Here is a 21,307-nt window from a genome sequence, read left to right on the forward strand (position 1 = left end):
GGAGCAGGCCTTTTGCTTTCCCGGGGAAATCCCCTTCCCTAGGCGCTTCCGTACTTCTCGTAGTATTCCCGCACCCGGTCCACCTCCTCCTTGGAGCCGATGACCACCGGCACCCGCTGGTGGAGGGATTCGGGCTGGATGTCCAGCATCCGCCGCATGCCGTCCGTGCAGGCGCCGCCGGCCTGCTCGGCCAGGAAGCCCATGGGGTTGGCCTCGTAGAGCAGGCGCAGCTTGCCGGGCTGCTCGGGCTTCTTCAGGTCGCGGGGGTACAGGAACACACCGCCGCGCATGAGGATGCGGTGGAAATCGGCCACCATGGACCCCACCCAGCGCATGTTGAAGTTCTTGCCGCAGGGGCCGTCCTTGCCCTCCTCGCAGTCCTGCACGTACTGTTGGATGGCCGGCTCCCAGAACCGCCGGTTGCTGGCGTTGATGGCGTACTCGGCGGTCTCGTGGGGGATCTTGAGGTCCTGGTTGGCGAGGACGAACTCGCCGACGTGGGGATCCAGGGTGAAGGCGTGCACGCCGTTGCCGGTGGAGTAGATCAGCTGGGTGCAGCCGCCGTAGACCGTGTAGCCCGCGGCCACCTGCTCGGCGCCCGCCTGGAGGAAGTCCTCCACGGTGGCGTCCACCCCCGGCCGCGGGGCCTTGAGGATGGAGAAGATGGTGCCGACGCTGATGTTGACGTCGATGTTGCTGGAGCCGTCCAGGGGGTCGAAGACCAGCAGGTACTTGCCCTTGGGGTAGCCGGCGGGGATGGCGTAGGGCTCGTCCATCTCCTCCGAGGCTAGGCCCGCCACGTGGCCCATGGCTTCCATGGACTGGAGGATCAGGGTATTGGCGAGCACATCCAGCTTCTTCTGCTCCTCGCCCTGGACGTTGGTGGCCCCGGCCTGGCCGAGCACGTCCTCGATCCCGGCGCGGTTCACCGCGCTGGAGATGGCCCGGATGGCCGTGGTCAGGTCGCTCATCAGCCGGGTGAACTCCCCGGAGGCGTCGTTGTACTTGCGTTCCTCCTCCAGGAGGAAGTGCGTCAGCGTCGTGCCGATATCCATGAAGATTCCTCAGGCTTGATAGGGCTTCAAGTGCAAAATCGGGAAATGGGGGACCCTACAGGGTAAACCAGCCCAGGACCACGTCCACCGGCTCCGGGGAGACGGCGAGGCGGTCGGAGGTATGCAGGCCGACCCGCACCCCGGTGGGGCCGGGCTCGAAGGACGGCAGGGACGGGGCCCCGAGCACCCGGACCTCCACCAGCCCGCTGATGGGCGCCCGGTCCCATTCCAGGGTATGGCCCTCGCCGTCCAGCCGGAGCTCCTCGCGCTGCAGGGAATCGCGCAGCAGGCGCAGGATGGTCTCCCCGGCGGTGCGCACGGGGCCCAGTAGCTCCAGCCAGCGGTCGAAGCGGTCGGCGGCATCGGGCGAGGCCGCCCAGGCCGCGCTTCCGAGCCGGACGTCGGGCTCCGCGTCCGGGCGCAGAGAGGCCCGGTAGGCCGCGATCCAGGGATCCTCCTCCAGGGCCTGGAAGTACGCGGGCCAATCACGCGGCAGGCGATCGGCGAGCTGGTCAAGCCCGCTGCGGAGGCGTTGCACCTTGTCGGTGTCGGCCCCGGGCCGGGCGGCGAGATCCCCCAAATACTCGGTCCACCGCCGGGTCTCCCGGATGAGGCCCGTCTCCAGCCCCTCGGGGGCGATCTCCCCCAGGTACCCGGCCAGGCGCGCGGCCGCCATGTGCTGGAAGACGGGCACCTCCCAGTGGCGGGCCTCCTCCAGGGTCCGGACCACGGCCTCCAGTTCCAGAAGGCCGGCCATGGTCCCGCTCAGGGGGAATTCGTAGACGTGCTCTGCGGCGTCGCCCGGAGCCATTGCTCCACCTCCCAGATGGCATCGTTTGCGGCCTCCCCCACGGGCTCCCCCGTGACCAGCACAGTGGCCCCGGCGTTCACCAGCCGCTGCCGGCAGCTGCGCCAGAGGCGCTCGGCCTCCTCCCGGCCCAGGCCGGCGAAGGGCAGGTCAAGGAGGGCCAGATCGGGCGCGGCGGCCAGTACCCCCGCCAAGGCCACCCGTCGCCGCTGCCCGGGGGTGAGGGATTCCGGGGCCCGGTCCCGGAACGACCGGCAACCGGCCAGCTCCAGGGTCGCCTCCGCATCCTCGGGGGAGCGGGCGTTCATGCCGACGTCCGCCTCGACGCTCGGGGCGAGAAGCTGGTAGTCGGGGTTCTGGAAGAGCATGGCGACCCGGTCCGGTTCCGGGGCCGACCCGTTCAGAATCACCCTGCCCTCCTCCGGGAGCGCCAGACCCGCCGCCAGGTAGAGGAGCAGGGTCTTGCCGCTACCGGTGGCCCCCTGGGCCCAGCCCACCTCGCCGGACCCCAGGGCGAGGCGCACCCCGCCCAAGGGACCCAGGGAGACGTCCTCCAGGGCCAGACCGCTCACCGCCCCCGGCCCTCCTGAGCGGCCAGGCGGCGATAGCGCTCCATGAGCTCCCGCACCTGCCCCTCGGTCTCGGCCCAGGGGCCGTTGTTGTCGATCCGGTCGTCGGCGTACCGGAGCCGCCGCTCCCGGGGCCACTGGGCGGCCATGATGGCGCGCACCTGCTCGGCGTCGCGGTCCCCCCGGGCGACGGCCCGCTGGACCTGCACCTCGGGGTCCACGTCCACCACCGCCACCCGGTCCACCATGTCCCGGGCCCCCGATTCCAGCAGCAGGGCGGCGTCGTAGAGGACCACCGCCCCGGGGAACCGTTCGCCGAGGGCCTGCGCCCGGGAGTGGGCCAGGGCGTTGATTCGCGGGTGGAGGATGGCCTCCAAGGTGGAACGGGCCTCGTCGTCGGAGAAGACGCGCTCGGCCAGCCGGGCCCGGTCCAGCTGCCCTTCCGCCGTTAGGAGATCCCGGCCCAGGGCGGCTACTACCTCGTCCAGGGCCCCGGAGCCGGGGGCCAGCACCTCCCGGGCCAGCTCGTCGGCATCGAGGACATGGGCCCCCAGCTCGCCGAAGGCCCGGCTCACCGAGCTCTTCCCGGAGCCGATGCCCCCGGTGAGGCCGACGAGGAGCATGTCAGCGCAGGACGTAGACGGTGCGCTCTCCCTCCGGGCCCGTCCGTACGATCTCCTGTGGCAGCCCGGAGGCGCGTCCGTTCTGCTGGCGGACTTCCCGGAACCGCCAGACCACCCCGTCGGCATCCCGCAGCAGCACCGGGCGCTGGCCGTCGCGGTCCACCGCCAGCCGCATTCCCGATGCCTCTTTGCGGGCGCCGAAGAGGCGCACGGCCCCGGAGTCCTCCTCCCAGCCCAGGCCGGTGGCCTCGGGGAAGATGCCCCGCCCCAGGAAGTGGCGGTTCAGGGCGTCCGCTCCTTTAGGGCGAAGGAGCCATTCGGGCCAGTCCGCGGGACGGCCCCTCGCCCCCTCCTTCGGCTGGTAGGAAGCGCTGCCGACGCCGTTATCGCGGAGCCACTTCCCCAGGGCTTGGTGAACGCTCACCTCCCCTGCATGGGCCAGCCAGGGCAGGAGGGTCAGCCCGATAATCCCGACAAGGCGAAATACCATCGGATAATCGCATCCTTCCAGAGGAACAGGATCCATCCGCCGGCCGCCAGGAAGGGCCCGAAGGGGATGGCCAAGTGCCTGTCGCCCCCCCGCAGGAGGATCAGCAGGCCACCGATTAGGCTACCCATCAGGGCCGCCAGGAACAAGGTGAGCAGAACCGCCACGGGCCCGATCCAGGCGCCGAGGGCGCCCAGCAGCTTGAGGTCGCCCCCGCCGAGCCCCTCCCGGCCGGTGGCCCGCTGGTAGGCCCAGCCCGCCAGGAACAGCAGCCCGTACCCGAGCAGGGCCCCCAGGCCGGCGGCCAGCAGGCTCGGCGGGGCCCCCGGGGCGCCGGGCGGGACGGCGGGAAGCGCGAGGAAGGCGGCGGCCAGCGCGTACAGCAGCCCCAGGGCGCCCAGCGGCAGGGTGAGCCGGTTCGGCAGGAGCTGCAGGTCCAGGTCGATACGGGTCAGCACCAGCAGAAGCCAGGTGAACACCAGGGCGGGGCCCAGGGTCCAGACCGGCCCGATGACCCAGGCTGTCACCGCGCCGAGGATGCCGGCGGCCAGCTCGGTAAGCGGGTAGGTCGCCGAGATGGGGGACCCGCAGCCCCGGCAGCGGCCGCGCAGGATCAGGTAGCTGAGCAGGGGGATGTTCTCCCAGGGGCTCAGGCGGTGGCCACACTCTGGGCAGGCGGAGGCGGGACGGACGATGGAGGCCGCGCGAGGCAGGCGGTGGGCCACCACGTTCAGGAAGCTGCCCACGATCAGGCCCAGCAGGCCGGTGGCGGCAACGAGAAGACCGGTTTCGGGGCTCATTCCATCCCCAGCTTCTGGATGCGGTAGCGCAGGGAGCGCAGGCTCACCCCCAGCCGGTGGGCGGCGGCGGTCTTGTTGCCGCCGGTGGCCTCCAGGGCCTGACGGATCAGGCCGCGCTCCACCTCTGCCAGGTGGTGGTCGAGCTGGAACCCCCCGCCCATGGGGGTTTCCGTCGCGGCGGCGGCTTCCTCCGCCGCTTCCGCCTCCGAGGCGGCGCGCTCGCGGCCGCCCTGGACGTTCTCGGCGGGGATGGTGTCGCCGTCGGTCAGGCTTACCGCCCGCTCCAGGATGTTCTCCAGCTCGCGGACGTTGCCGCGCAGAGGCATGGCCCGCAGCCTGTCCAGGGCCCCCGGGCTCAGGATGGGTGGCGGCGGATCGTCCCGGCGGCGGAAACGGCGGGCGAGCAGGGCTGTGGCGATCTCGGGGATGTCCTCCGGGTGCTCGCGGAGGGCGGGAAGGTGGATCTGCAGCACGTCCAGGCGGTAGTACAGGTCCTCCCGGAAGCGGCCCGCCTCCACTTCCTCTTCTAGGTCCTTGTTGGTGGCGGCGAGGATGCGCACGTCCACCGGGATCTCGCGGGTGGCCCCCAGGGGCCGGATGGCCCGCTCCTGGAGGGCGCGCAGCAGGTTGGCCTGCACGGACAGGCCCAGGTCCCCCACCTCGTCCAGGAACAGGGTGCCCCCTTCCGCCTCCTGGAACAGGCCCTTCTTGTTTGTGGCGGCGCCAGTGAAGGCCCCCTTGTGGTAGCCGAACAGCTCGCTCTCGATGAGGTGCTCGGGGATGGCGGCGCAGTTCACCGGGACGAAGGGATGGCGGGCCCGCAGGCTGGCCTTGTGGATGGAGCGGGCTACCAGCTCCTTGCCGGTGCCGCTTTCGCCGGTGATCAGCACCGGGGCCTCGCTGCGCGCCACCCGTGCCACGCGGGAGCGCACGGCATCCATGGTGGCGCTCTGGCCCACTAGGTCCGAGTCCAGCTCTTCCGGCTCGGCGCTCGCCGCCTGGGTAAGGCGCAGGCCGTGCTGGGCCAAGGCGCGCAGCCGGTTGGTGTCGATGGGCTTGGACAGGTAGTCGTAGGCCCCGGCCCGCATTGCCTCCACGGCGCTCTCCGGGGTGCCATAGGCGGTTATCACTGCCACCGCCGGCGCCGGACGCAGCGCGGCGCTCTCCTCCACCAGGGCCATGCCGTTGCCGTCGGGCAGCCGCAGGTCGGTGAGGATCAGGTCCGGGGCCTCCTCAGCGAGCGCCTGCCGGGCCTCGGCGAGAGTCCCGGCCTCGCGCACCTCGAAGCCGAGCGGCTCCACGGTGAGGCCGATGAGCTCCCGTATGGAGGGCTCGTCATCCACTATGAGCAGGACCGGATTCACCTGTTTCCCCCTTTGAACAGTGTCGCGGCAGTTCCACGGCGACGCAGGCTCCCCCGCCCGGCCGGTCGCCGATGGCGATTGTACCGTGATTGGCTTCCACCAGCTCCCGGATCAGTCCCAGGCCCAGGCCCGTCCCCTCGGGCGAGGTGGTGTAGAAGGGCTCGAAGACCGTCTCGCGCAGCCGCTCGGAAATCCCCGGGCCGTGGTCCAGGACCTCCAGCCGGACCCGCTCGGCCCCCGCCGCCCGGGCGCGGATCCGCCCCGGCGTATCGGCGGAGGCGCCGCCGTGCCGGACGGCGTTGACCCCCAGGTTCCACAGGATCTGCTGCAGGTGGCCCTCGTCCACGCAGGCCGTCAGCCCATCCGGGGCCTCCCAGTGGAAACAGCCCGGATTTTCCGGGCCGGACTCGCTGGCCAGCAGGCGGACGGCCCCCTCCAGCATGGGTCCCACCTCCAGCTCCCGCGCCTGTCCGTTGGGGGGGCGGAGGTGGCGGAGGAGGGTCTCCACCCACTCGTCCAGGCGTCGGGTCTCGCGCTGGATGATGCCCGTCAGGCGGCCGTCGGCGCCTTGCTCGTCCAGGAGCTGTCCGGCGTGCTGGATGGAGCTTAAGGGGTTCCGGATCTCGTGGGCAAGGTTAGCGGACAGCCGCCCGAGGGCGGCCAAACGCTCGGTGAGCTCCTGGGCGTGCTGCCGTCGCCGGGCCTCGGTGAGATCGTAGAGGCTGATCAGGGTGGTCTGGTGCCCGGGGAAGCCGAGGGGGGTGAAGCGGAAGGCGAGGACGTGGGGCTCCTGGTGCGGCTCTCCGTAGGATTCGGCCTGGAGCTCCCCGGTCTCCGGGCCGAGGCCCCGCCGCCATTGGCGAAAGGCCCGGAAAAGCCGGGGGCTGCGGCTGTCCAGCTGCTCCAGCTCGGGCGCGGGGGCGGGGGCCAGGAAGCGGTCGGCCTGGGGGTTGGCGAAACGGATGGCCCCCTGGTCCTCCACCACCAGTAGACCGTTGTCCACGCGGTCCAGAACCTGCTCGGTCAGGGCGGTGAGGGTGTGGACGTCCTGGGCCCGGCGGTGGGCCTGCTGTTGATGGCGCAGGAGCCGGGTGGTCAGGCCGTCGCTCAGCGCCGCCAGGGCAACAAGCAGCAGGCCCTGCAGCGCCAGGGCGCGGATGGCGACGTCGGGCTCCGGCCCGCCTAGGAGCAGGTAGCCCAGTCCCTGCAGCAGGAAGGCCGCGGCAGCCGCGTAGAAGGAGACCCCCGGCCCGAGCAAAAAGCTGGAGGAGACCACCACCAGGGGGTAGAGGAACACCAGGGGCCCGTCGATGGGACCGGAGAACCATACGAGGTGGGTGGCGGCCAGGAAGTCCCCGACCACCAGCGCTCCGGCAAGGCGGACGGGGTGCCCCCCGGCGCGCAGCCGGTAGAGGACCCACAGGCCCACCACTACCTCGATCCACAGGGCCGCGGCGAGATCGCGGAGGGCGAGAGGTTCGAAGGGAGCCAGCTGCCCCCAGCGAACCGTGACGGCAGCCAACAACAGAACCAGCGCTGTCCGGTAGAGAACCGACCGCCGCAGGTTGGCGAGGGAAGGCGTCCAGCCGTTGGGCATGGTGTCGAATTAGCCGACTGCCTCGCCCATCTTGAAGATCGGCAGGTACATGGAGATCACCAGGCCGCCCAGGACCACGCCCAGCACCACCATGATGATGGGCTCCAGCAGGTCGGTGAGGCCGTCCACGGCGGCGTCCACCTCGGATTCGTAGAAGTCGGCGATCTTGGCCAGCATGGTTTCCAGGCTTCCCGATTCCTCGCCGATGGCGATCATCTGGGTGACCATGGCGGGAAAAATGCCACTGTTCTCCATAGGGTCCGAAAGCCGCTGCCCCTGGCTCACGGCGTCCTGGGTGCTTTCCATGGCCTCCTGGATAACCCGGTTGCCTGCGGTGCGGCTGACGGTCTCCAGGATCTCCAGCATGGGCACGCCGGCGGCGGTAAGGGTGGCAAAAGTGCGCGTCATGCGGGCCACGGAGGCCTTGAGGGCGATGTCGCCGAAGACGGGAAGCTTCAATATCTGTTTATCCACAGTGTAGTGGAATCGCTCAAAGCGACGGTAGGCTTCCCGGAAGGCGAAGAAAAAGGCCGCGATGCCCCCGAAAATCCAGTACCAGTTGGCTTGGAAGCTGTTGGAGAGGTCGATGACAAACTGGGTGGGGGCTGGCAAGGAGGATCCGAAGCCGGCGAAGATCTCCTTGAACTGCGGGATCACCCAGACCAATAGCACCGTCGTTACCAGACCAGCCACCACGATGACCGCGGTGGGGTAGAACATGGCCGATTTGACCTTGGCCCGGAGTGCCTCGGTCTTCTCCAGATAGGTGGCCAGGCGGTCCAGTACGGTGTCGAGGATGCCGCCCTTCTCGCCGGCCCGGACCATGTTCACGTAGAGCTCGTCGAAGACCTGAGGGTGGGCGGCAAGGGCGTCCTGCAGGGGCTCCCCACTCGCGATGTCGTCGGCGACCTGGTCGATCACCTTGCGCATGGAGCCGTTCTCGCTGCCCTTGGCGATGAGCCGGAAGGCCTCCACCAGGGGCAGGCCGGCATTGATCATGGTAGACAACTGACGGGTCATGACCACCACATCCTGGGTGGTGATCTTCTGTTTTTTCTGGAAAAGCGGCTGGGGCTTTTTCTTGACCCGGGCGGGGATGATGCCCTTGCGACGGAGGGCGGCGGTGGCCGCCTCCACCGAGACGGCCTCGATCTCCCCCTTCTGCGTGGTTCCCTGACGGTCCCGTCCCTTCCACTGGAACTCGATTTGTTTAGGCTTCTCCGCCTGCTTCCCTTCCGCCATATGCCTGTTTCCCCTTATGGGCGGGTCAAGTTCCCAATTGTCCCTGTAGCCGATGGATTAACGACTCCACCACCGGCTCACTCCCGGTCCAGCGAGAATAGCTTATGGCCCCCTGGCGGACTAGCATTCCAAGGCCGTTGGCTACAGGAAGCCCAAGCTGGATTGCTGAATGAAGGAGGGGCGTCCGGGCGGGACTATAGATAAGGTCGTAGACGATGGTTCCCTGAAGGGCATGGGTCAAATCTAATTCCGGGATGCTTTCACCCTTTAGGCCGAGGCTGGTGGTATTTACCACGAGGCCACTCTGCTTCAATGCTGGGTTGATAGTTTGGATATCTAGCCCCATGCCTCGGCCGGATTGGGGGGCCATTTCCGAGGCAACTTGTTGGGCCCTTTTTTTATCCCGATTAGCAATGAAGATTTCCGGCAAACCCGCTTTCCGCAAAGCATAGACAACCGCCCGGGAGGCTCCCCCTGCCCCGAGTACAAGGGCTGGTTTTTCGACCCATTTCATGTCCGAAAAGCGGTGCCGAAGATCTTCTAGAAACCCGATTTGGTCAGTATTGTCACCAGTAAGCAGTTCGCCGTTGTTGATGATGGTGTTGACTGCCCCTATGGCTCGAGCGCTTTCAGTCAATTCATCAAGGAACGGTATGACAGTTTCTTTATGGGGAACGGTAATGTTTACCCCACGTAGGCCAAGAACTGTTACGGAAGAGACGGCGGCTTCTAGATTCTCGGGAGAAATCCGAAAGGGGACGTATATAGTATCCAACCCAGAAGTTTCAGAGAAATCCGCATGGATTATTGGGGATAGACTATGTTCCACAGGGTCCCCGAATAATCCCAGGACAGTGGTGTTTCCGGTAATTTGCAAAGCGCTACTCCGGCGCGGTAGAAACGTTGTTTTTAGTGGTAATGCTCCAGTCGCCAATCATCTGGGTCATAGCGTCTTCGAGGCCCGGGCCGGCGGGACGCACCTCCAGGATTTGGTGCCCGGCCTCCTCCAGTTTGTGGAGCATGGACCAGAGGGAATCCGGGTGGCTAATAGCGACCCATCGATTCCCACCTTCAAGCCGGGCCCCGACTCCGGCAGGCTCCTGTTCCCCTTTGGATCGGATTACATACTCCGAGAGGTGGTCCGCTACGATCTCGGAAGGTGATCCGACCCGCTGCAGTTCGCCCCCGTGGAGAATTCCTATACGATCGGCCAACCGTTCAACATCGGCAAGTATGTGGGAGCTGAACAAAATGGTGCCTCCCCGGTCCCGGAAATCAACCAGAAGGTTTACCACCTGTTTTCGCCAAATAGGATCTAAACCGCTCAGAGGCTCATCAAGAATCAAAAGGTTGGGGGTGCCAGCCAAGGCATGCCCGATTGCAGCCCGCTGAAGCATTCCTTTGGAAAATTTTCGCAAAGGCTTCCCAGTGACCCCAGACAGGCCGAGCTCGTCCAGCAAATAGGTGATGCGTTCACTGGCTGTGCTGGTGGAGAGCCCGTGGACCCGGGCGGCTCCCATCAAGGTTTCCCATGGAGATAGGTGGCCATAGAGGGCGGGATTTTCGGGAAGGAAGCCAAGGGATTTCCGGCTCGGAGCTTGGCTAGCGGGAGCCCCATTGATCCAAGCTGCTCCATCAGATGGGAACAGCAACCCAAGAAGCAGTTTGATGGTGGTGCTTTTTCCCGCGCCGTTCGGGCCTACGAGGCCGAACGCCTCCCCCGGCCTGAGCTGCAAGCTTAAACCGTTCAGCGCTGTCACCTTGCGGGGCCGGCGGAACCACTGCCGATCCGTAAAAACTTTGGATAAGGTGCGGGTCTCGAGCGGAGGTTCCGCCGTCGTTCGGTTACCACCGAAAGAGATGAGACTAACCATTTTGACCTCGGTTCGAGGAGAGGGTCTTTGGCGGTGTGATTATGACATGGCCATCGGTATCCAGCTGGTAGCCGCGTTTGAATGGGTCCTCTGGAATTTCCTTAAGCCCTGCGAACCCGATCAGATCAGGAAGGGTGTCAGGGGATTGACCGGTTTTCTGGCGATAGGATCTTTCGGCCTCTTGAAGGCGGATAAGCCCCCGCAATTGGTCTTGGCGCTTGTCCAGATCCCTCTTCAGTTGTCTGTGTCTGGTCGATTCCGCCATTGCTTGAACCATTTTCAGGGCCTCTTGGGGGCGGGTTCCTAGCGAAATCCATCTTCCCGCAAGAGAACGGAGGCCCGCCTTTTGGGGGTTGGAGGTCCGATCGGCCGCTTTAAGGATATAATGGGCGCCGGATTCGGGGTCTTTAGCGAAATAATACAAGTTAAAGCCGGCGAAATAAGCGGGGAGCCAGTCCCAGGGCCGCTCCCGCGTGGCCGCCACTTGGATCCGCTGGTTGAGACGGTGGAAGCCCTCCCAGGGCAACGTTGCCTGTGCTTGATAGTAAGCGTCCTCATGGGAGGGGTTCAGAGCCATGGTGGTCTCCAGAAGGTCCCCAAACAGTTTGGTTTCTTGCCGGTTATCCAGGTGCGTGCCAACCACCATTGCCTTAAAAATGCCCAAATTTGCAGCAAGGTATGAATCCCCCGCCGCCATCCCCGTTGCAACGGGTGGGGGTAGAACGAGGGTAAGGTCCGGATCGAGCTTCCCATTCCGTGGATGTTGAAAATGAAGCCACCATCCCCCCCATAGGAAAGCGATCGCTCCCAGTAGGATCATTAACGGGATAGATGTTTTGGCCAGCATGGCTCTAACCGAACTCGCGGCGGTTGAAAACCAGTACCGACAGACCAAGCAAAAGCAAAATATAGCCCGCTCCATTGGCCAATGCTGCCAATATGAAATCGGTTTCCGGCCACTGGCCGTAAAGGAGCCCATCTCGGAAATCCAGTCGGCTCAGGTCAGGAAGTAGCCATCGAATGAAGTTAAGAGGGCCTTCGAAGCCTTTTTCTAGGCCTCTAGCCTGCTCGGAGGATAGATAAGCCAAAACCGGTCCCAGCGTCCTAGCGGCCCAGGCAAAGGCCAGACCCAAGAGGAAAGGGAGAAGGGGCGAGGTGGAGACACTGCTGAGAAGCCAGGTAAAAGCGGCAACCGTCATCAAATCCACCCACAGGCCACCAACAACACCTGCCACAGCTATTCCGTTGTTAACCGGGGTAGATTGCTGATATCCAAAACCGGCGGCGGATCCCAGTCCAGCCAATAAAAGCCCAAAGACAACAAGAGCGGCAAGGACCAAAAGCCCCAAACCTAAAAATCGCCCTAGAACATAGCTCCTACGGGGGAGGGGGTAGGTCAGGGTGGAAAACAGGACCTTTCGATCGATGTCCCGGGAGAACAGTTCCTGGGTCCAAAATAGAACCAACAGCACGCCCAGGATGCGAATGGCCGATACCCCGACATCCATGGCAATGGTGGCCGGGTGCCGTCCGGAAAAGAAGGAGGCGAAATAAGCCGCTACCATGGCTAAGAGGCCCACCAGGACAAGGGCGAAGAAGCTCCGACTTCGCACTCCTAGCCTGAGCCCAGTCAAAAAATGGAAGTACATGATGCATCACCTCGTTATAGCATCCGGGCGCGGTACTCCGTTGGATTCCCTTCCACTTCGCGTCCCAGGATAAGAATCCGTCCAGGGAGGATACTCGAGCCGCCCTTGCAGCCAGAAGCGGGGGTTACGCGGGCCGATCAGCTCTTGGTGGAGGGTCTCGGCTTTATGAAGCTGCGGAATATGCGGAAAAGTTATGGCCATGATCAGGATGGGTGGAAGAGCAACAATTCCCAAAAACGCAGCAGAACCTCCCCCCTTCAGAGAAGCTGTCTTGACGCTTTTGGGAAGAGGCTCGTAGCTCCAAAGGGAAGCGGCGATCACCGCCAAAAGGAACTGGCTTGCGGGCATGACGATTATGCCGCTAACCAAACTGTGGCCCAGCCCCGCCAGAAGGCTCGCGAGAAGGGCGGTATGGATGATTTGTGCGGCCCCGCCACCGTGCCCAACCGCCGACGATAGCTGTCCCGTTTCCTGCCGGAAGAAACGCAAGAGCCCCCAGGCGGAGAGGATCACCAATAGAAAAAGGGCCGGAAGCCCCCACTCGGAGCCAATCTGGAGGAGGCTGTTGTGGGGGTGGGCACTGCCGGGGGGACCGCCCCCCAAAGCGTAATGCATCGGCCCCTGGCCTAGCCAGGGGGCTTGGGCAATGGCATCCAAGGCATGCTCCCAGAGCTGAAGGCGGGATTCTCCGGATGGGTCGCCGCTAAGCTTGGAAGCCGTCCGCTCCACCCCTGGGCTCTGACCTGAAAAGATCAGGAAGTAGAGCAGCCCTCCCCCGGTAAGGAGGGACAGATTGACCTTTTGCCAGGCCCATGCACGGGGGAAGAACACCAGGATCACCATGGCCCCTAGGACCCCGACCCAGGTCCCCCGGGTGCCGGTAGCGAACAGCATGGCAAACCAGAAGGCGGCAATGACGGCTAACAACCAGAACAGGGTGCGGCTGAAACGGGCCGCAAGGAGGACGGTGGCAGCGAGGAGGGGCAAGGTCAGTGTCTGGACCTGGCTGAAGAAGCGTACATTGGCGAAGCGGCCAAAGGGCCCGATCCACTCGATGGAATTTCCCCGTACCCAAGTCGCCCAGACGTAGTGATCCATGAAGCCCCCGGAGTAGGCCGTGATTCCGCCCAAGAGGCCGACCATCAAGATCCCGGCCCCGGTACGGGGGGTTAGCTCCAGTGCTGCCGCAACAGCCATGCTCAATTGGAAAAGGGCGAGAAACCATGCCCACTCCAAAAGGGCGGCCTGCGGTTTGGCGGCAAGGCCGGCTGAAGGCAGGCCTAAAACGAAGAACAGGATCAGGCCCAGTCGGCCGATTCGGGGGATGGCTTGCCAAAGGGCGCGGGCTCGTTGTCGAAATAAATTCGAGGCGAGAAGGGCTAGGGAGCCAGCGGAGAAAACGGCGATCAGGTATAAGCGCTTGAGGTCATACTCAAGGCTCCCTACCGGAAAGTAGGGTTTGCTGTTCATGAGGGCAAAGAAGGCTGCTCCGACTACCCCCAAGAATAGGGAAGGAAGTAATGGGGCTTCGTAAAAATGCCGGGCGGATCCCACGGTGCCTAGCGACCTCGGGTAGGGGTATCGGGAGGGGTCCGGTGGAGGCAGAATCTGAAGGGCGCGATGGCAGGCCTTAGGAATCCGCACAGCATTTGACCTGCGGTCTGCCGAGAGCGCCTTATCCGGCCGGTAGGTGCGGGAGCATGATCTCCCCGCAATGGATATTCGGGACCCGGCCAATGGTTGTCCCAAGGCGGTAAAACAATGAGAAAGGGAAGCCGGAGTGAGTTCCTGCTTCCCTCTCGTGAATCTATCCGCCCCTTTTAGGTGGCGTCGGCGTCGCTCCAGGCGGAGCTGGCGGCGGAATCAGCCCCCACATCCTGGGGGTTGTAATCGTATTCCTGGACCGAGCTTTGAGCCGTGCTGGCCCCAAACGCCTTGGTCCCCCCCTGGTGGGCGGCGCTAACCACAATATCGTTCGACAGGGCGGATCCGACGCCCATTTGGACTTTCACGCCGGGAGAGGCCGTTGCCTGGAAGGAGTTGCGCAGCAACTCATTCCCACCGGCGTTCGTGATATTGGTCTTATCGCACTTTACTTGGACGGCATCCGTTTCGCCAATGCCGCTAACCGCGCAGTCGGATTCTCCAGCCAGAGCAAAGGAAGGAGCCAGCATCCCGCAAAGCATAAGGACAGTGAGCTTACGCATTGTGATTCTCCATGGTTGAATGAAACTGGCAGCGCACCGCCAAGTTAGTACATGTTAGCGATCGCATTGGTGTTGTTGTTCCGGACATCGCTTTGGGAAGCCTTATCGTTGGCATCCCGTTGGAAGGACTGGAACTGCGGAATGGCGATGGAGGCGAGGATGCCGATGATGGCCACCACGATCATCAGCTCGATGAGCGTGAAGCCCTGCTCGCCCTTCTTGGCGCTCAGCTTCTTGAGCATTGGTGCTCCTCCTGTGGGTTTGTCCGTAAACGGTGGGCCGTGGCCCGCGTCCGGATAGGTAAGCAATTGGCGTGCCAAGGTTTTGGGTACGGCGGCGGGCGGGCTGGCGGGGCGGTGGAAGGGTTGGGGTGACAAGATTGGTCACCCCAAGAGACAAGGAGCGTGTCCCCATCTGGACAGAAATGTCGCGGTCAGTCCCGCTCCCGGGTCTCCTGGAGGCAGCGGTCGGAGCAGTAGAAGTGCCCCCGGTCGTCGGTGTGGGCGCGGTCCTTGGGCACGAAGGTGCCGCAGGTCTTGCAGGGGACCACGGGCTGGGATTCGGGCGTGGGTGGGTCCTGCGGCTGCGGCGGTCGGAGCTTGGCGAGGGCCCGCCGGACGAGCCGGTAGGCGAAGTAGATCAGGACGGCGAGGGCGATCAGGCGCAGGATCATGGGGCGGCGGCGGTGTCCGTTCGGGGGTGGCGGCGGCCCGGGCGCGAGGGCCCGGCTTCCTGGAATGCTTGGACCGCGCCGGGCCCTCAGAAGTCCCGGGTGACCACGAAGTCCGCCAGGGCCTCCAGGGCGCGGCGTTCCTCGGTGTCGGGCAGGCCGGCCAGCGATTCCTTGGCGGTGTCCACCCGCTCCCGGGCCGACTGGACGGTGTACTCCAGGGCCCCGGTTCGCTCGATGGCCGTGCGCACGGGGTCGAGCAAGGCCACGCCCTCCTCTTCCAGGGCACGGCGGATGGCGTCGCGGCCCTGGTGGTCGGTGTGGGCCAGGGCGTGGATGGTGGGCAGGGTGGGCTTGCCCTCCTCCAGGTCGTTGCCCAGCTGCTTGCCCCAGGCCTCGGCGGTGGCGCTGTAGTCCAGGCAGTCGTCGATGAGCTGGAAGGCCACGCCCAGGTGGTGGCCGTAGGCGGCGATCCGCTCCTCCTCCTCGGCGGGGCGGCCGCTGACGATGGCGGCGATGCGGGCGGCCGCCTCGAACAGCACGGCGGTCTTGGCTGTCACCACCCGCAGGTAGCTGGCTTCGTCCACCTCGGGATCGTGCATGTTGGCGAGCTGCAGCACCTCGCCCTCGGCCAGCTCGCGGGTGGCCCCGGAGAGGATCTCCAGCACCCGCATGTCGCCGTCGGACACCATGGCCTCGAAGGAGCGGGCGAACAGGAAGTCGCCCACCAGCACCGGGGCCTGGGCCCCCCACAGGGCGTTGGCGGTGGGCCGGGTGCGGCGCTGCTCGGCGTCGTCCACCACGTCGTCGTGCATGAGGGTGGCGGTGTGGATGAACTCGATCACCGCGGCCAGCTTGAGGTGGCGGTCGCCCTCGTAGCCGAACATGCGGGTGGCCGCCAGCAGCACCATGGGGCGCAGGCGCTTGCCGCCGCTGTCGATGACGTAGTTGCCGAGCAGCGGGATGAGCGGGATGTCCGAGTCCAGGAGCCCGTGGATCGCCTGGTCCACGGCCTGCAGGTCATCGGCTAGGAGGGATTTGAGCTGTTCGATCGCCATGGGTACCGGTTTCCGGGGGCCGGGGCAAACCTAGGGCGGCGGGCGGGCCGTGTCAAGGCGCCAATTCTTGCAAGCCCGGCCCCGGAAGGCAAATCGGCGCCCCTTCCTTGACACGCGGCCGTTTTCCGGGCACCAAGCAGGCATTATGGCCCAGACCGATCAGCAAGACCCCGTCGAGTATCTGCGCGGCCTCCTCCGGGAGAACCCGCGTCTGTTCCGCGACCACCCCGAGCTGCTGGAGGAGCTCGACCTCGGCCCGGACGCCGAGGCCACCGTGGTGGCCCTCGAGCACGCCCGCGGCCGGCGCCTGCAGCGCAAGGCCTCCGACCTGGAGGGGGAGCTCGAGCGCCTGGTGGGCATGGCCCGGGACAACGACCGCCTGGCCGCCCACCTGCACCGCCTGACCGTGGACCTCCTGGCCTGCGCGGACCGCGACGAGCTGGTGCACACCCTCCTGGAGGGGGTGCGCGACAACTTCCGCGTGGACGCCGTGGGGCTGCGAGTGGAGCGGGAGGACTTCGCCGGGCGGCTGGACGCCCGGTTCCTCGCCTCCCGCGACTGGATCCGCGAGCGTTTCGTCACCGAGGACCGCATCAGCCTGGGCGAGCTCCCGGACCCGGCGCTGGTGGGCGCCCTCTACGGCGAGGAGGCGGCCCTCCAGTCCCACGCCCTCGTCCCCCTGCGCCACGGCTCCCGGCTCTTCGGTCTGCTGGGCCTGGCCAGCCGCGACCCGCAGCGGTTCGTGGCCGGCATGGGCACCACCTACCTGGAGCGGCTGGGGGAGCTGGCCGGCGTCCTGCTGGCCGGCCCCGGGTGGCGGGCGGGTTGAGCGCGGCGGACGGGTCCGCCGATCCCCTCCCCCGCTTCCTGGCCCACCTGGCCGAGGAGCGCGGCCTGTCGCCGCGCACCGTGGACGGCTACCGCCGCGACCTGGAGGCCTTCCGCGCCTTCCTGGGGGAGACGGAGCCGGACTGGGGGAGCGTCAGCCGCCAGCAGGTGCGGGGCTTCGTGGGGGACCTCCACCGCCGGGGGCTGTCGGCCCGCTCCATCCACCGCGCCCTGTCGGCCCTGCGCACCTTCTACCGCTACCTGATCCGGGAGCGCCTGGTCACCGCCAGCCCCGCCGAGCAGGCCGCCGCCCCGCGCATGGAGCGCAGCCTGCCCCGCGTCCTGGCCCCCGAGCAGGCCGCCGGCCTCCTCCAGCGCTTCCCGGAGGGCTTCGAGGGCGCGCGCGACCGCGCCCTGCTGGAGCTGCTGTACTCCTCCGGCCTGCGCGTGGCCGAGGCCGCCGCCCTGGACCTGGGCGGCGTGGACCGGACGGCGGGCGAGGCCCGGGTGGTGGGCAAGGGCGGCAAGACCCGGGTGGTCCCGGTGGGCCGCAAGGCCCGGGAGGCCCTGGAGGCCTACCTGCCCCTGCGCGCCGAGCGGGCCGCCGCCGGCGAAGCCGCCCTGTTCATCACCCGGCGCGGCCGCCGCATGGCGGTGCGCACCATGCAGGATCGGGTGCGCCGGCTCTCGGGCGGGGCCGCCTCCCCTCACACCCTGCGCCACAGCTGCGCCAGCCACCTGCTGGAGAGCTCCGGGGACCTGCGCGCCGTGCAGGAGCTCCTCGGCCACGCCAACCTCTCCACCACCCAGGTCTACACCCACCTCGACATCCAGCAGCTGTCCGCCGCCTACGACCGCGCCCATCCCCGGGCGCGGCGCGGAACCTCCGACACTGAGAGTGAGGACTAACCCTCTAGAAGGTATACTGGCCGGTTTCCCGCGGCTTCCGCCACCCACCCACGGTAAGGGGCAGCCATGGCCGACTTCGAAGGCACCACCATCCTCTCCGTGCGCCGGGGCCGCCGCGTCGCCATGGGCGGCGACGGCCAGGTGACCCTCGGCAGCACCGTCATGAAGGCCAACGCCGTCAAGGTGCGGCGCATGTACCAGGAGCAGGTGCTGGCGGGCTTCGCCGGCTCCACGGCCGACGCCTTCACCCTCTTCGAGCGCTTCGAGGGCAAGCTCGAGGCCCACCGCGGTAACCTCAAGCGGGCGGCGGTGGAACTGGCCAAGGACTGGCGCACCGACCGCGCCCTGCGCCGCTTGGAGGCCCTGCTCGCCGTGGCCGACGCCGAGTCCAGCCTGATCCTCTCGGGCAACGGCGACGTCATCGAGCCCGAGGGCGGGCTGATCGCCATCGGCAGCGGCGGTCCCTACGCCCAGGCCGCGGCCCGGGCGCTCACCGAACACACCGATATGGATCCGGTGGACGCGGTCCACCACGGCCTCAACATCGCCGCGGAGATCTGTATCTATACCAACGCCAACCGCACGGTGGAGGTCCTGGAGAGCGATGAGTGAGCTGACCCCGCCGGAGATCGTCCGGGAGCTGGACAAGTACATCATCGGCCAGCAGGAGGCCAAGCGGGCGGTGGCCGTGGCCCTGCGCAACCGCTGGCGCCGCAACCGGGTGGGCGGCGACCTGGCCCGGGAGATCACGCCCAAGAACATCCTCATGATCGGCCCCACCGGCGTGGGCAAGACGGAGATCGCCCGCCGCCTGGCCACCCTGGCGGGCGCGCCCTTCCTCAAGGTGGAGGCCACCAAGTTCACCGAGGTGGGCTACATGGGCCGGGACGTGGAGTCCATGGTCCGGGACCTGGTGGAGCAGGCCATCAAGATGGTGCGCGAGGAGGCCAAGGAGGGCGTCCGGAAGCGGGCCGAGGACGCCGCCGAGGAGGCGCTGCTCGACATCCTCCTGCCGCCCGCCCGCGACGGCAAGGGCGAGGAGGACTCCGATACCCGGCAAAAATTCCGCAAGATGCTGCGCGAGGGCCGCCTCGACGAGCGCGAGGTGGAGATCGAGGTGCAGGAGAGCGGCTCGCGCATGCAGATGATGGTGCCCCAGGGCATGGAGGAGATGGGCAGCCAGCTCCAGGAGATGCTCCAGGGCCTGGGCCAGGGCAAGACCAAGACGCGCAAGGTAACCGTGAAGGAGGCCTTCCAGATCCTCACCGACCAGGAGGCCGCCAAGCTGGTGGACGAGGAGGACATCCGCCACCGCGCTGTCCGCCGGGTGGAGAACCACGGCATCCTGTTCATCGACGAGCTGGACAAGGTGGCCGGCTCCGGGCAGGGTAGCGGCGGCGGCAGCCCGGACGTGTCCCGGGAGGGCGTGCAGCGCGACCTGCTGCCGCTGGTGGAGGGCTCCACCGTGTCCACCAAGCACGGCATGGTGAGCACCGACCACATCCTGTTCATCGGCTCCGGGGCCTTCCACCTGTCCAAGCCCTCGGACCTGATTCCCGAGCTGCAGGGCCGGCTGCCCATCCGGGTGGAGCTGGAGGCTTTGGCGACCGAGGAGTTCGTGCGTATCCTCACCGAGCCCCAGGCCGCCCTCACCCACCAGCACCAAGCGCTGCTGGAGACGGAGGGGGTCCAGCTGTCCTTCAGCGACGACGGCCTGCGGCGCCTCGCCGAGGTGGCCTTCGAGGTGAACGAGCGCACCGAGAACATCGGCGCCCGGCGCCTGCACACGGTCATGGAGCGGCTGCTGGAGGAGGTCTCCTTCGAGGCCGCCGAGCGCTCCGGGCAGACCCTGACCGTGGACGCCGCCTACGTGGATGAGCACCTGGGCGACCTGGCCGCCGACGAAGACCTGTCCCGCTACATCCTATGAGTACGAAAAACGGTTACACGCCCGCGGACACGGCGCACATCCTCAACGAGGCCCTGCCCTACATCCGCCGCTTCCACGGCTCCACCATCGTGGTGAAGTACGGTGGCAACGCCATGGTGGACGAGGGCCTCAAGGAGAGCTTTGCCCGCGACGTGGTGCTCATGAAGCTGGTGGGCATGAACCCGGTGATCGTCCACGGCGGCGGCCCCCAGATCGGCAAGACCCTGGAGGAGATGGGCCGCAAGACCGAGTTCATCGCCGGCATGCGGGTCACCGACGCCGACACCATGGAAGTGGTGGAGATGGTGCTCGGCGGCCACGTGAACAAGGAAATCGTCCGCCTCATCAACCGCCACGGCGGCAAGGCGGTGGGCCTGTCCGGCAAGGACGGCGGCCTGATCCGCGCCCGCAAGCTGCAGGTAACCCGGGAAAGCCCGGAGGCGGACGCGCCGGAGATCATCGACGTGGGGCTGGTGGGCGAGGTGGAGTCCATCCATCCGGAGGTGGTGGAGACCCTGGACACCGGGGACTTCATTCCCATCATCGCCCCCATCGGCGTGGGGCCCGAGGGCGAGACCTTCAACATCAACGCGGACCTGGTGGCGGGCCGGCTGGCCCAGGAGCTGGCCGCCGAGAAGCTGGTCCTGCTCACCGATGTCCCCGGCATCCTGGACAGCGGCGGCGGGCTCCTGACAGGGCTCGACCCGGAGCAGGTAAACGGGTACATTTCCGATGGGACAATCGCCGGCGGCATGCTCCCCAAGGTGCGCTGCTGTCTGGACGCTGTCGGCGGGGGTGTGCAGAGCGCCCACATCATCGACGGGCGCGTGGACCACGCTCTGCTGCTGGAGGTCTTCACCGACGCCGGGGTGGGGACATTGATCCGGGGAACGGCGGGACGGACACAAAAATAGGGGAAACGGTTTGGCCAGAAAGGGGCAACGCCGCGAGGAGATCCTCCAGGCCCTCGCGCGCATGCTGGAGAACAACACGGACGGGCGGGTTACCACGGCGGCGCTGGCCCAGGAGGTGGGCGTGTCCGAGGCGGCGCTGTACCGCCACTTCGGCAGCAAGAGCCAGATGTTCGAGGCGCTCATCGAGTTCATCGAGGAGAGCCTGTTCACCCGCGTGAACCGCATCGTGGAGGCTGAGGAGGACCCCCGCGAGCAGTGCGAGTCCATCCTCCGCCTGTGGCTGGGCTTTGCCGGCAAGAACCCGGGCCTGGCCCGGCTCATGCTCGGCGAGTCCATCCAGGGCGAGTCGGACACCCTCAAGGGTCGGGTCAACCAGCTCCTGGAGCGGCTGGAGACGCAGCTCAAGCATGTCCTCAAGCGTGCCCGGCTGGAGTCCCAGCTGTCCGGGGACACGGACGCCCTGGCCGCCGCCAACCTCCTGGTGGCCGTGGTGCACGGCCGCATCAACCAGTACTCCCGCTCCAACTTCAAGGTGGACCCCACCCACCAGTGGTCCGCGCAGTGGGCCATCCTCGAAGACGGGCTGTTCCAGTAGCGCCTCCTTACGAACCGCAGAGACGCGGAGGGCGCGGAGAAGAACCGCAAAAGAGGATACGGGGGTACGGAGAAAACCATAAGAGCCCTTTCGCATCCTTCCGGGAGGGTGCTTGTGGGAGGGGCTAC

Annotated in this window: 24 protein-coding genes; 6 read left to right on the forward strand and 18 right to left on the reverse strand. The window is 66.7% G+C overall.

Annotated elements, in window-relative coordinates:
* Window positions 1-38: 38 nt before the first annotated feature.
* The 18 genes from AN478_RS02210 to AN478_RS02285 form a co-directional block, all read right to left on the reverse strand.
* Window positions 39-1,055, reverse strand: coding sequence for a class 1 fructose-bisphosphatase (locus AN478_RS02210; protein WP_054964991.1), 1,017 nt, complete (start codon window positions 1,053-1,055; stop codon window positions 39-41).
* A gap of 55 nt (window positions 1,056-1,110) precedes the next feature.
* On the reverse strand, window positions 1,111-1,866 hold the full coding sequence (zapD, locus tag AN478_RS02215) for a cell division protein ZapD (RefSeq protein ID WP_054964992.1): 756 nt from the start codon (window positions 1,864-1,866) through the stop codon (window positions 1,111-1,113).
* Window positions 1,821-2,435 (reverse strand): ATP-binding cassette domain-containing protein, encoded by a 615-nt coding sequence (locus AN478_RS02220; protein ID WP_054964993.1) that lies wholly within the window; start codon window positions 2,433-2,435, stop codon window positions 1,821-1,823. Before AN478_RS02220 ends, zapD begins: the two co-directional genes overlap by 46 nt.
* A complete protein-coding gene (gene coaE, locus AN478_RS02225) occupies window positions 2,432-3,055 on the reverse strand; it encodes a dephospho-CoA kinase (RefSeq protein ID WP_054964994.1) in 624 nt (207 codons plus the stop codon). The genes AN478_RS02220 and coaE overlap by 4 nt, the downstream gene beginning before the upstream one ends.
* Before the next feature lies 1 nt (window position 3,056).
* A complete protein-coding gene (locus tag AN478_RS02230) occupies window positions 3,057-3,545 on the reverse strand; it encodes a hypothetical protein (protein WP_054964995.1) in 489 nt (162 codons plus the stop codon).
* Entirely contained in the window at window positions 3,512-4,342 is an 831-nt protein-coding gene (locus AN478_RS02235; RefSeq protein ID WP_054964996.1) for a prepilin peptidase, read from the reverse strand. Before AN478_RS02235 ends, AN478_RS02230 begins: the two co-directional genes overlap by 34 nt.
* Window positions 4,339-5,706: a sigma-54-dependent transcriptional regulator gene (locus AN478_RS02240; RefSeq protein ID WP_054964997.1), complete on the reverse strand. Its 1,368-nt coding sequence runs from the start codon at window positions 5,704-5,706 to the stop codon at window positions 4,339-4,341. Before AN478_RS02240 ends, AN478_RS02235 begins: the two co-directional genes overlap by 4 nt.
* Window positions 5,678-7,303 (reverse strand): sensor histidine kinase, encoded by a 1,626-nt coding sequence (locus tag AN478_RS02245; protein WP_054964998.1) that lies wholly within the window; start codon window positions 7,301-7,303, stop codon window positions 5,678-5,680. Before AN478_RS02245 ends, AN478_RS02240 begins: the two co-directional genes overlap by 29 nt.
* A gap of 9 nt (window positions 7,304-7,312) precedes the next feature.
* Window positions 7,313-8,545: a type II secretion system F family protein gene (locus AN478_RS02250; protein WP_054964999.1), complete on the reverse strand. Its 1,233-nt coding sequence runs from the start codon at window positions 8,543-8,545 to the stop codon at window positions 7,313-7,315.
* A 25-nt stretch (window positions 8,546-8,570) separates the two neighbouring features.
* Window positions 8,571-9,479 (reverse strand): shikimate dehydrogenase, encoded by a 909-nt coding sequence (gene aroE / locus AN478_RS13425; protein ID WP_082432739.1) that lies wholly within the window; start codon window positions 9,477-9,479, stop codon window positions 8,571-8,573.
* Window positions 9,427-10,419, reverse strand: coding sequence for an ABC transporter ATP-binding protein (locus AN478_RS13430; RefSeq protein ID WP_074471352.1), 993 nt, complete (start codon window positions 10,417-10,419; stop codon window positions 9,427-9,429). The genes aroE and AN478_RS13430 overlap by 53 nt, the downstream gene beginning before the upstream one ends.
* Window positions 10,412-11,266: a hypothetical protein gene (locus AN478_RS13845; RefSeq protein ID WP_176758756.1), complete on the reverse strand. Its 855-nt coding sequence runs from the start codon at window positions 11,264-11,266 to the stop codon at window positions 10,412-10,414. Before AN478_RS13845 ends, AN478_RS13430 begins: the two co-directional genes overlap by 8 nt.
* A 4-nt stretch (window positions 11,267-11,270) precedes the next feature.
* On the reverse strand, window positions 11,271-12,068 hold the full coding sequence (locus tag AN478_RS02260; RefSeq protein WP_054965001.1) for an ABC transporter permease subunit: 798 nt from the start codon (window positions 12,066-12,068) through the stop codon (window positions 11,271-11,273).
* Window positions 12,069-12,074: 6 nt separating this feature from the next.
* The gene (locus AN478_RS02265) at window positions 12,075-13,538 is read right to left on the reverse strand and encodes an O-antigen ligase family protein (RefSeq protein ID WP_054965002.1); all 1,464 of its coding nucleotides are present in this window, start codon (window positions 13,536-13,538) and stop codon (window positions 12,075-12,077) included.
* A gap of 350 nt (window positions 13,539-13,888) precedes the next feature.
* Window positions 13,889-14,275 (reverse strand): hypothetical protein, encoded by a 387-nt coding sequence (locus AN478_RS02270; RefSeq protein ID WP_054965003.1) that lies wholly within the window; start codon window positions 14,273-14,275, stop codon window positions 13,889-13,891.
* A gap of 44 nt (window positions 14,276-14,319) precedes the next feature.
* On the reverse strand, window positions 14,320-14,517 hold the full coding sequence (locus AN478_RS14640; protein WP_054965004.1) for a type IV pilin protein: 198 nt from the start codon (window positions 14,515-14,517) through the stop codon (window positions 14,320-14,322).
* Between the two features lie 191 nt (window positions 14,518-14,708).
* A complete protein-coding gene (locus AN478_RS02280; RefSeq protein ID WP_054965005.1) occupies window positions 14,709-14,948 on the reverse strand; it encodes a PP0621 family protein in 240 nt (79 codons plus the stop codon).
* Window positions 14,949-15,034: 86 nt separating this feature from the next.
* Window positions 15,035-16,003 (reverse strand): polyprenyl synthetase family protein, encoded by a 969-nt coding sequence (locus tag AN478_RS02285; RefSeq protein WP_054965006.1) that lies wholly within the window; start codon window positions 16,001-16,003, stop codon window positions 15,035-15,037.
* A gap of 145 nt (window positions 16,004-16,148) precedes the next feature.
* Here AN478_RS02285 and AN478_RS02290 point away from each other — a divergent pair, with 145 nt between their 5' ends.
* From AN478_RS02290 to slmA, 6 genes are all read left to right on the forward strand, one after another.
* Entirely contained in the window at window positions 16,149-16,832 is a 684-nt protein-coding gene (locus AN478_RS02290) for a DUF484 family protein (protein ID WP_054965007.1), read from the forward strand.
* A complete protein-coding gene (locus AN478_RS02295) occupies window positions 16,829-17,740 on the forward strand; it encodes a tyrosine recombinase XerC (protein WP_054965158.1) in 912 nt (303 codons plus the stop codon). The genes AN478_RS02290 and AN478_RS02295 overlap by 4 nt, the downstream gene beginning before the upstream one ends.
* Before the next feature lie 66 nt (window positions 17,741-17,806).
* On the forward strand, window positions 17,807-18,352 hold the full coding sequence (gene hslV, locus AN478_RS02300; RefSeq protein ID WP_054965008.1) for an ATP-dependent protease subunit HslV: 546 nt from the start codon (window positions 17,807-17,809) through the stop codon (window positions 18,350-18,352).
* Window positions 18,345-19,670, forward strand: a complete 1,326-nt coding sequence (gene hslU / locus AN478_RS02305) for an ATP-dependent protease ATPase subunit HslU (protein ID WP_054965009.1) — start codon at window positions 18,345-18,347, stop codon at window positions 19,668-19,670. The genes hslV and hslU overlap by 8 nt, the downstream gene beginning before the upstream one ends.
* Window positions 19,667-20,584 (forward strand): acetylglutamate kinase, encoded by a 918-nt coding sequence (gene argB / locus AN478_RS02310; protein ID WP_054965010.1) that lies wholly within the window; start codon window positions 19,667-19,669, stop codon window positions 20,582-20,584. The genes hslU and argB overlap by 4 nt, the downstream gene beginning before the upstream one ends.
* A 10-nt stretch (window positions 20,585-20,594) precedes the next feature.
* Window positions 20,595-21,179, forward strand: a complete 585-nt coding sequence (gene slmA, locus AN478_RS02315) for a nucleoid occlusion factor SlmA (RefSeq protein WP_269434435.1) — start codon at window positions 20,595-20,597, stop codon at window positions 21,177-21,179.
* Window positions 21,180-21,307: the final 128 nt, after the last annotated feature.

This window comes from Thiohalorhabdus denitrificans (assembly GCF_001399755.1).
Lineage (GTDB): Bacteria > Pseudomonadota > Gammaproteobacteria > Thiohalorhabdales > Thiohalorhabdaceae > Thiohalorhabdus > Thiohalorhabdus denitrificans.